At 72.3% G+C, this 9,414-nt stretch carries 9 protein-coding genes; 5 read left to right on the top strand and 4 right to left on the bottom strand.

All coding sequences use genetic code 11. The features are described from left to right. Window positions 1–128: 128 nt before the first annotated feature. Both AB0399_RS39765 and AB0399_RS39760 read right to left on the bottom strand, forming a co-directional pair. Window positions 129–875, bottom strand: coding sequence for an SGNH/GDSL hydrolase family protein (locus AB0399_RS39765; RefSeq protein ID WP_366414599.1), 747 nt, complete (start codon window positions 873–875; stop codon window positions 129–131). A 1-nt stretch (window position 876) separates the two neighbouring features. Then, a complete protein-coding gene (locus tag AB0399_RS39760) occupies window positions 877–2,310 on the bottom strand; it encodes an MFS transporter (protein ID WP_366414598.1) in 1,434 nt (477 codons plus the stop codon). Between the two features lie 187 nt (window positions 2,311–2,497). Between AB0399_RS39760 and AB0399_RS39755 the strand changes: the two genes are divergently transcribed. The 4 genes from AB0399_RS39755 (at window position 2,498) to AB0399_RS39740 (ending at window position 6,724) form a co-directional block, all read left to right on the top strand. Beyond that, window positions 2,498–3,172 carry a TetR/AcrR family transcriptional regulator gene (locus tag AB0399_RS39755; RefSeq protein ID WP_329370856.1) on the top strand — a complete coding sequence of 225 codons (675 nt, stop codon included), beginning with the start codon at window positions 2,498–2,500 and terminating at the stop codon, window positions 3,170–3,172. A gap of 7 nt (window positions 3,173–3,179) precedes the next feature. After that, window positions 3,180–3,785 (top strand): TetR/AcrR family transcriptional regulator, encoded by a 606-nt coding sequence (locus AB0399_RS39750; protein ID WP_329370858.1) that lies wholly within the window; start codon window positions 3,180–3,182, stop codon window positions 3,783–3,785. A 217-nt stretch (window positions 3,786–4,002) separates the two neighbouring features. Next, a complete protein-coding gene (locus AB0399_RS39745) occupies window positions 4,003–5,445 on the top strand; it encodes an aldehyde dehydrogenase family protein (RefSeq protein ID WP_366414597.1) in 1,443 nt (480 codons plus the stop codon). 196 nt (window positions 5,446–5,641) lie between these two features. Next, a complete protein-coding gene (locus AB0399_RS39740) occupies window positions 5,642–6,724 on the top strand; it encodes a zinc-binding dehydrogenase (RefSeq protein ID WP_328462424.1) in 1,083 nt (360 codons plus the stop codon). 52 nt (window positions 6,725–6,776) lie between these two features. Here AB0399_RS39740 and AB0399_RS39735 read toward each other — a convergent pair whose 3' ends face one another. Together AB0399_RS39735 and AB0399_RS39730 are read right to left on the bottom strand one after the other, a co-directional pair. After that, window positions 6,777–7,307: a DUF402 domain-containing protein gene (locus AB0399_RS39735; protein ID WP_329370864.1), complete on the bottom strand. Its 531-nt coding sequence runs from the start codon at window positions 7,305–7,307 to the stop codon at window positions 6,777–6,779. 33 nt (window positions 7,308–7,340) lie between these two features. After that, window positions 7,341–7,976: a TetR/AcrR family transcriptional regulator gene (locus tag AB0399_RS39730; RefSeq protein ID WP_366414596.1), complete on the bottom strand. Its 636-nt coding sequence runs from the start codon at window positions 7,974–7,976 to the stop codon at window positions 7,341–7,343. A 77-nt stretch (window positions 7,977–8,053) separates the two neighbouring features. On the opposite strand from AB0399_RS39730, the gene AB0399_RS39725 reads away from it, so the two are divergent. After that, window positions 8,054–9,202 carry an acyl-CoA dehydrogenase family protein gene (locus AB0399_RS39725; RefSeq protein ID WP_366414600.1) on the top strand — a complete coding sequence of 383 codons (1,149 nt, stop codon included), beginning with the start codon at window positions 8,054–8,056 and terminating at the stop codon, window positions 9,200–9,202. Window positions 9,203–9,414: the final 212 nt, after the last annotated feature.

The following is a 9,414-nucleotide window of genomic DNA, read 5'->3' as shown; positions in this document are numbered from 1 at the left end:
CCGGGGGGGGTTGTTTTTCGTGTTTTTTGTCGTCGTGGGTGTGGCGGGTGCATGGCAGCTCATTGCCCCACCCCCCGCTTTGCCGTGTTGATACCTTTGCACAACAATAGTAAACACCACGGCAAGCCTCACCGCTCGCCTGTGGAAAACTCCGCGGCAGGGATGCGCGAGGCCAGTGCGCGTATCGTCGTCGCGGCGATCACGGCGTGGCCGCGCGCGGAGGCGTGCACCCGGTCGGCGCTGAACAGGTCGCGGTCGGCGGACGCCGGGTGACCGTGCATCTGCACGACCAGGGCTCCGTGCCGGTCGGCGACCTCGCGGGTCACCTCGTTGAGCACCTCCACGCCCTTCTCCAGCGGTCCGCCGCGCAGTTCGGGTATGGCGTCGACGACGTTGGCGAGGGCGTAGACGAAGAGTGTGGTGCCGGGCGCGCCCAGCGTGTCGAAGAGCCGGTCGAGTTCCGACGCCAGGGCGCGCGGGTCGAAGCCGGGCAGCAGCAGGTCGTTGCCGCCGCAGACGACGCCCAGCAGGTCGGGGGCGAAGGCGGCCGCGGGTCCGGCCTGTTCGGCGCGGACCTGCGCGGCGGTGAGCCCGCGCCTGCCCAGGTTGAGGTAGGCCAGGTCGGGCACGGACCGGCGCAGCGCTCGGGCGAGTCGATCGGCCCAGCACGCGGTGCGGTAGCCGGGCACCGGATCGCCCAGGCTCTCCGCGAGGCTGTCCCCGACGACCGCCAGGCGCCTCCAGGGCGCGCCGTGCAGGACGGCGTCGCTCTCGGTGTCGCTCATGCAGTGCGGGTCGGTGGCTTCGCGCTCGAAGTCCTGGGCGCCGTCCACGGGAGGTGCGGTGTCGAAGGGCGGGAGCGGTTCGGAGGTCATGTCAGGACTCCTTGCGGGTGGACATGGTGCGGGACATGGCGAGGCCGACCACGGCGGAGGCGCCGGCCAGCAGCACGCAGGCCAGGTAGACGTCGCGGAACGCCTGCGGGCCGCCGAGCCGGTGGGCCGCGATGATCGCGCCGGTGGCAGCGGCACCGAGCGCGCCGCCCAACTGGCGTGCCGTGGTGCTCATTCCGATGCCTGAGGCGAACCGCGACGGCGGCACGGAGGTGGCGGCCGCGGTGGACAGGGCGGTCAGCGTCGCGCCGAACGCCGCACCGCCGATCAGCCCCATCGGCAGCCAGAGGGTCAGGAAGCTTGGGTCCGAACCGAGTTGCTGCCAGGTCCACACGCTCACCGCCGCGAACGCGGCCATCGCCGCGCCGATGACGAACGGAAGCTGATGCGGCTTCGCCCGCTTGCCGACGACGACGGCTGCCAGCGCGGAGGTCAGCGCGCCGGGCGTCACCGCGAAGCCGGCCCTGAGCACCGAGTAGTGCCAGACGGTGGTGAGGAAGAGCGGACCGCTCAGCAGCCAGGCGAAGAGCGCCGCGCCGGTGAACGCGGACGCCGCCGACGCCACCGCGAACGTGCGGTTGCCGAAGAGGCCGGTCTCCACCGCCGGGGCGGGGTGGTGCGCGGAACGCCCCAGCGCGAGCGCGCCCAGGACGGCTCCGCCGGTCGTGGTGCCGATGGTCGCAGCAGAACCCCAACCCCAGTCGCTGCCCTTGGTGAGTCCCAGGACGAGCAGGGCGATGCCGGCGGTGAAGGCGGCGGTGCCGAGCGGGTCGGGCGGCTTCTGCCCTGCGTCGGCGCGTTCCGGCAGGCCGCGTATGCCGGCCGCCACGAGCGCGATGCCGACGGGGATGTTGATGAAGAAGACGGAGCGCCATCCGAAGACGTCGACCAGGACACCGCCCAGGGCCGGTCCGGCCGCGGAGGCCATCGACCCCGCCGCGCCCCAGGCGCCGATCGCCGCGGCGAGGCCGGCAGGCGGGGTGGTGGCCAGCAGCAGCCCCAACGCCGCCGGGATCATGCCCGCCGCGGCTGCTCCCTGCAGGGCGCGGGCGGCGATCAGGAACGGCAGGTCGGGCGCGGCCGCGCACAGCGCGGACGCGACGGTGAACGCGGTCAGCGAGAGCAGGAACACCCGCTTGCGGCCCAGGACATCGGCGATCCGGCCCATCGGGGTGAGCAGGGCGGCGAAGAGCACCGCGTAACTGCTCACCACCCAGGACAGGTCGGAGATCCGCTCGGACGGAAACGAGGTGGCCAGGTCCGGGAAGGCGACGTTGACCACAGTGGTGTCGAGGAACGCGATGAAGGTGGCGCCCGCGCTCAACAGCAGGACGAGCCCGGGCCGGAAGCCGCCGGCCGGTGCGCCGTGCGGCGGGTCGGCCGGCGTGTCGGGGCGGGGAGGGGGCTGGGGAGACACGGGTGAAGCAGACGGGGTGGACGAGGCGGGTGAGGACATGGCCGTCCTTAGCCTTGCAGGGCGGATACATACTGTCGGTACGGAACATACATACCGAAGGTATGTATGTGTCAAGCGATGCCCTTGGCTAGGGTGGAAGCGGGCAAGGCAGCCGGTTCGATCGGCGGGCAAGAGTGGGAGGCAGGCCGTGGCGGGACCCAACGCAGGCGGAAGCGCGCGGCGCGCCACCGGGCAGGCGCGTGGCGTCGACGGCGACACCGTCTCTACGGCACCGCGCCAGCGCCAGCGCGAGCGCTCCGACGCCACCGTCGACGACCTGGTGACCGCGGCCCGAACCCTGTTCGCCGCCGACGGGTACGGGGCGACCTCGCTGGACGCCGTCTGCGAGCGGGCCGGTGTCACCAAAGGCGCGCTCTACCACCACTTCGCCGGCAAGCGAGAGTTGTTCGGCGCCGTCTACGCGCGCGAGCAGGAAGGACTCGCGGCCGCCATCTCCGCCGCGTACCTCAAGGTCGCCGACGACCCGTGGGAAGCGGTCTTCGCCGGCAGCCGCGCCTATCTCGAAGCCTCGCTCGATCCCGAAGTCCAGCGCATCACGCTCTTCGACGCGCCCGGTGCGCTCGGCTGGGAGACGATGCGCACACTCGGCGTCGACTGCCGCGAGTTGACCCTGCGGGGGGTGGCTCGGGCGATCAGGAAAGGGGCGATCCCGGACCGCCCGGCCGACCCCCTCACCTCGATGCTCTACGGCGGTCTCAGCGAGAGCGCGATGGCGGTCGCCCGCGCCGACGACCCGCAGGTCGCGCTCGCGGAGACCCTGGACGGCCTGCGCAGGCTCTTCGACGCCATAGCAAGGGGCTGAACCCGCCGTGCCCGGGCCGGAAAACGCCCGCGGCGCACTGCGCCGTGCTCCCGTCCAGCGCCGCAGCACCGAACGCCTCGCCCGCATCCTCGACGCGTGCGCCCGAGAACTCGACGAAGGCGGCTACGAACGGCTCAGCACGCGCGCGGTGGCCGCGCGTGCGGGAGTGCCCATCGGCTCCGTCTACCGCTTCTTCTCCGACAAGCGGGCCATGACCGACGCGTTGGCCCATCGCAATCTCGACGAGTTCCTCGACCGCACGGCGGCGCGGCTGGCCGAGCCGGACGCCGGGACGGACTGGCGTGCCGCCGTCGACGTGCTGGTCGAGGAGTACACCGCGATGAAGCGGACCGCGCCCGGATTCGCGCTGGTGGACTTCGGCGTGCCGGGCGAGACCAACCAGGACCTCGCCGATCGGCTGCCGGCGCTGCTCGCCGACCGGCTCACCGTCGACCCGGCCGACCCGCGCTTGCGACTGGCGCTCACCGTTGCCGTCGAGGCCGCCGACGCCGCGATGCAACTCGCGTTCCGGACCACCCAAACAGGTGATTTGCGCGTGATCGCCGAGGCGAAAGTGCTGGTCAGGGCCTATCTCGGTACCGTGCTCGAATAACGAACCAATTTTCGACGGGTGGCGGTGCTTACCGCCGGGTAGGTCGTTGTCGGAGCCACTCGGCACCCGTCGGGCGTGATCGACGAGGGCCGGCGAAGGGCGCACGTGGCCATCCATCACCTACGCGAACCCGGGGCTGCCGGGCAAGCACTGGTCATTAAAAACTATCGGCGCTAGTTTGGGCACTGGGCGCAGAGCAGCGATCTCGGAGGGCAGCGTGGACGGCAGGACGGATACGGCAGGCGGTGGCGAGCAGGTCCACCAGGGGCGCGACGAGCTCTACATCGACGGGCGCTGGCGGCCGGCGGCCGCCGACGGGCGGATCGACGTCGTCAACCCGGTGACCGAGCAGGTCATCGCCCAGGTGCCGGCCGGCGACGCCCGGGACGTGGACGCGGCGGTGCGGGCGGCTCGGCAGGCGCTGCCCGGATGGGCGGCGACCGCACCCGGGAAACGTGCGGCGGTGCTGGCCGCGGCGGCGGAGCTGATGGCCGAGCGCCGCGACGAGATCGCCGCGACGATCGCCGCCGAACTGGGCGCGCCGCCCTCGTTCGCGACCGCGGTGCACACGGACATGCCGACCGCGGTGATGGGGCTGTTCGCCAAACTTGCCGCCGAGCACTCCTTCGAGGAACGCATCGGCAACTCCCGGGTGCTGCACGAACCCGTGGGTGTGGTCGGGGCCATCACGCCGTGGAACTACCCGCTGCACCAGGTCGTGGCCAAGGTGGCGCCCGCGCTCGCCGCGGGGTGCACCGTGGTTCTCAAACCCGCTGAGGACACTCCGCTCGTGGCCCAACTGGTGGCGGAGATACTGGACGCGGCGGGCCTGCCCGCCGGGGCGTTCAACCTGGTCACCGGCCTTGGCCCGGTCGCGGGCCAGGCGCTCGCGGAGCACCCGGACGTCGATCTCGTGTCGTTCACCGGGTCCACCGCGGTGGGCAGGCGGATAGGTGCGGCGGCCGGCGGCGCGGTCAAGCGGGTCGCGCTCGAACTCGGCGGCAAGTCGGCGAACGTGATCCTGCCGGGCGCGGACCTGGCCCGCGCGGTCAATGTCGGTGTGGCGAACGTCTTCGCCAACTCCGGGCAGACGTGCAGCGCCTGGACCCGGATGCTGGTGGACGCGGCCCGCTACGACGAGGCGGTCGAACTGGCCACGAAGGCCGCCGCGAAATACGTGCCCGGCGAGCGGCTCGGCCCGGTGGTCAACGCGAAGCAGCGCGACCGGGTCCGCGGCTACATAACGAAGGGTGTCCAGGAAGGCGCCAGGATAGCGGCCGGCGGCAGCGACGCCCCCGACGACCTGACCACGGGGTACTACGTGCGCCCCACCGTCTTCGCGGACGTCGCCCCCGATATGACGATCGCCCAGGAGGAGATCTTCGGCCCGGTGGTGGCGCTCATACGGTACGAGGATGAGGAGGACGCGCTGCGGATCGCCAACGGCACGGTGTACGGACTGGCCGGGGCGGTGTGGGGCGCGGACGAGGCGGAGGCGGTCGCGTTCGCCCGGCGGATGGAGACCGGGCAGGTCGACATCAACGGCGGGCGGTTCAATCCGGCGGCGCCCTTCGGGGGCTACAAGCAGTCGGGCGTCGGGCGGGAGTTGGGCCCGCACGGGCTGTCCGAGTACCTCCAGACCAAGTCGCTGCAGTTCTGATCCTCCGGGTCCCGCGCCCTGGGGTGCCGCCCTCCCCGGCTGCCGCCGGCCGGGTCCCGCCCCTGGCTCCCGCCAGCCAGGTTCCGCCCCGGGGTCCCGCCGGCCCGAGTCCCCGCCCCCGGGTCCTGGCGCCCGGGTCCTGGCGCCCGGGAAAGCCGACAACTCGACAACATCCGCAAGCAGCCCAGGAGACACCGTGGTCCGCGCCGCCGTACTGCCCGAAGTGAACGCCCCGCTGGTGGTCACCGACATCGAGTTGCCGCAGCCCGGGCCCGGCCAGGTGCGGGTGAAGCTGGCGGCGGCCGGGGTGTGCCACTCGGATCTGTCGCTGTCCAACGGCACCCTGCGGCAGCCCGTGCCCGCGGTGCTCGGTCACGAAGGGGCGGGCACGGTCGTGGAGGTGGGGGAGGGCGTCGCTCACGTGGCGGTCGGCGACCGGGTGGTGCTCAACTGGGCGCCGGCCTGCGGGTCCTGCCACTTCTGCGGGCTGGCCGAGCCGTGGCTGTGCGCGAACGCGGGCGCGGCGGCGGCAGCACCGTACGCGACGCTGGCCGTCGACGGGAGCGAACTGTACCCGGGTCTGGGTACCGCGGTGTTCGCGGAGGAGACGGTGGTGGCGGCGAACGCGGTGCTGCCGCTGCCGGAGGGGGTGCCGCTGGGCGATGCGGCGCTGCTCGGTTGCGCGGTGCTGACCGGTTACGGCGCGGTGCACCATGTGGCGGGGGTGCGGCCGGGGGAGTCGGTCGCCGTGTACGGAGTCGGCGGGGTGGGCCTGGCCGTTCTGCAGTCGGCCAGGATCGCCGGGGCGGACCGGATCATCGCGGTCGATGTGGCGCCGGGCAAGGAGGAGTTGGCCAGGGCGGCGGGTGCCACGGACTTCGTGGTGGCGGGTGAGGACACCGCCAAGCGAGTCCGCAAACTCACGGGCGGCTACGGTGCCGACGCGGCCGTCGAGTGCGTGGGCCGCGCCGACACGATCCGTACCGCGTGGTCGTCCACCCGGCGCGGCGGGCGGACCGCGGTCGTCGGTATCGGCGGACAGGACCAGCAGGTTGCTTTCACGGCGCTGGAACTCTTCTACTTCGGCCGTACGTTGTCCGGTTGCGTGTACGGCAACTGCGACCCGGCGAAGGATCTCCCCGTCCTCGCCGGGCACGCACGCGAAGGGCGGCTGGACCTCTCCGCCCTGGTCACCGACCGCATCGGCCTCGACGGCATACCGGATGCCTTCGAGGCGATGACCGCCGGGCGCGGCGGCCGGGCCCTGGTGGTGTTCTGACCGGCCGCCGCGGGCCGGGGTCGCCGGACGAACCGCATGGCCGATCACAGCACTAGGCGACCTGCGCCAGCCACGGTTCGTGCGCGCCGTCGAAGGGGCCCGAGTGCTCGGTGATCGCGTGCGTCAGCCAGGACGCGGCCTGGGTGGCGGCGCGGATGACGTCGGTGGGGTAGCCGTAGTGCACCTGGTGCTCGGCGAACTCGTCCTCGTCGACGAGGACCGGGAGCGGGGCGTCGCGGTGGCGCAGGACGTCGAGGTCGAGGTCGACCATGGTGACCTCGGCTGCGGAGGGCCACTGCGGTGGGGTGGTGATGTCGCAGTAGATCGCGGTCTTGCGCGGGGCCGCGTTGAAGGTGGCGGTCCACCAGGCGTCGCGCGGGAAGAGGATGACGTGGGCCTCGGGCAGGTCCAGGGTCCGGCTGTGACCCTTGCGTATGGTGCTGCCTGCGGGGAGGCCGAGCCAGGTTCCGTGTGCGTCCTCACCGAGCCTGCGCATCCGAAGGTTCCAGTGCAGGGAGCCGTCGTACTTGGTGTAGTTGACCTGGACGTGGGCGTCGGCGGGGATGTCGTCGAAAGCGGGCATGCGCGTCATCCTGTCACCGCAGGCGCGGCGGACTCAGCGGAACTGGAGGGCCAGTCCGTCGATGAGGGCACGCAGGCCGGTTTCGAACGCCCCCTCGTCGACCTGCTCGCGATGGCCGGCCAGCAGGTGGGCCTGGCCGAGGTGGGGGTAGTCGGCCGGGTCGTACGCCTGGGGGTCGCCGACGAAGCCGCCCGCGAAGGAGCCGAGCGCCGAGCCGGTGACGAAGTAGCGCATCAGTGCGCCGATCCGGGTCGCCTGGGCGGCGGGCCATCCCGCCTCGACCATGGCGCCGAAGACGGCGTCGGCCATCCGCAGCCCGGCGGGCCGCAGTCCGGGGCCGGTGGCGAGGAAGGGCACGATGTGGGGGTGTTCGGTGAGGGCGGCGCGGTAGGAGCGGCCCCAGGCGAGGAGGGCGGCGCGCCAGTCGGGCCGGCCGTCCGGCGCGGGCGCGAACATCGACAGGTCGACCTGGGCGATGACCGTGTCGGCGGCGGCGTCGAGGATGGCCTCCTTGGTGGCGAAGTGGTTGTAGAGGGACGGCCCGCTGACCCCGAGCTTGGCGGCGAGGCGCCGGGTGGACAGCGCGTTCAGCCCCTCCTCGTCGATGACGGCGAGCGCCGCCGTCACGATGCGGTCGCGGCTGAGGAGGGGCTTGCGGGGGCGGGCCATGCGGCACATAGTAGAGGCTGCCGCCGGAAAACTAGCGCCGGTAGTTTAGGGAAGTCCAGAAGGGCCGGGTGACCGCAGTGGACCTTGAGCTGTCCGAGGAGCAGGCCGCCGTCAAGGCGCTGGCCAGGGACTTCGCCGACCGGGAGATCGCTCCGCACGCCGTCGAGTGGGACCGGGCGGAGAGCGTGGATCGCGGCATCGTGAAGAAGCTGGGCGCGCTGGGCTTCCTCGGCCTGACCATCGCCGAGGAGTACGGCGGCTCGGGCGGCGACCATCTCGCGTACTGCCTGGTCACCGAGGAGTTGGGGCGCGGTGACTCCGCGGTGCGCGGCATCGTGTCGGTCTCGCTCGGCCTTGTCGCCAAGTCGATAGCGCACTGGGGCAGCGACGCCCAGAAGCGCGCGTGGCTGCCGCGGTTGACGGCCGGCGACGCGATCGGCTGCTTCGGCCTCACCGAACCCGGGACCGGATCGGATGCCGCCAACCTCACCACCCGCGCGGTGCGGGACGGTGACGCGTACGAGATCAGCGGCAGCAAGATGTTCATCACCAACGGCACCTGGGCCGATGTCGTGCTGCTCTTCGCGCGCACCGGCGGCGAGGGCCACCGGGGCGTGAGCGCCTTCCTGGTGCCGGCCGACGCCCCCGGGCTGACCCGCCGCGAGGTGCACGGCAAGCTGGGCCTGCGCGGCCAGGCGACAGCCGAGTTGGTGCTGGACGCGGTACGGGTTCCGGCGGACGCGATGCTCGGGCCCGAGGGGAAGGGCTTCTCCGTTGCCATGTCCGCGCTCGCCAAGGGCCGGATGTCGGTCGCCGCGGGCTGTGTCGGCATCGCGCAGGCGTGCCTGGAGGCGGCCACCGGGTACGCCGGTCAGCGCGAGCAGTTCGGGGTGCCGATCGCCCGGCATCAGCTCGTCCAGGAGATGCTCGCCGACATCGCCGTCGACGTGGACGCCGCGCGGCTGCTCACCTGGCGGGTCGCCGACCTCATCGACCGCGGGCAGCCCTTCGCCACCGAGTCGTCGGTCGCCAAGCTCTACGCCAGCGAGGCCGCGGTGCGCTGCGCCAACAACGCGCTCCAGGTCTTCGGCGGGTATGGCTATATCGACGAATTCCCGGCGGGCAAGCTGCTGCGCGACGCCCGGGTGATGACGTTGTACGAAGGCACGAGCCAGATACACAAGCTGCTGATCGGGCGGGCGCTGACCGGCATCTCCGCGTTCTAGCGCCGCAGCGGTTCCGGCGGGATCGGCGTGGGTCGTATCGGCTCTGGGTCTGGCTCCGGCTGCCCTGGCCGGCCCGCCTGGCATGCCCTCGCCTCGGTGCGGTCGCCGGCTCCTTCGCCTAGGCCGTGTTTTGGAAGTAGCGCCGTCCGCCCAAAGGGCGGGGCCCGTGGCGTCTGGTGCGTGCGATCGCAAGGCGGAGGGTTGTCCTCGTA

Source organism: Streptomyces sp. NPDC088194 (genome assembly GCF_040702025.1).
GTDB lineage: Bacteria > Actinomycetota > Actinomycetes > Streptomycetales > Streptomycetaceae > Actinacidiphila.
The sequence above is the reverse complement of the archived record's forward strand: the minus strand, read 5'-3'. Positions and strand labels throughout refer to the sequence as shown.

What these genes read in the sequence shown, in the direction of transcription:
- AB0399_RS39765 (WP_366414599.1), bottom strand. Translation starts at nt 875, where the DNA reads ATGACCTCCGAACCGCTCCCGCCCTTCGACACCGCACCTCCCGTGGAC.
- AB0399_RS39735 (WP_329370864.1), bottom strand. Translation starts at nt 7,307, where the DNA reads ATGCCCGCTTTCGACGACATCCCCGCCGACGCCCACGTCCAGGTCAAC.
- AB0399_RS39730 (WP_366414596.1), bottom strand. Translation starts at nt 7,976, where the DNA reads ATGGCCCGCCCCCGCAAGCCCCTCCTCAGCCGCGACCGCATCGTGACG.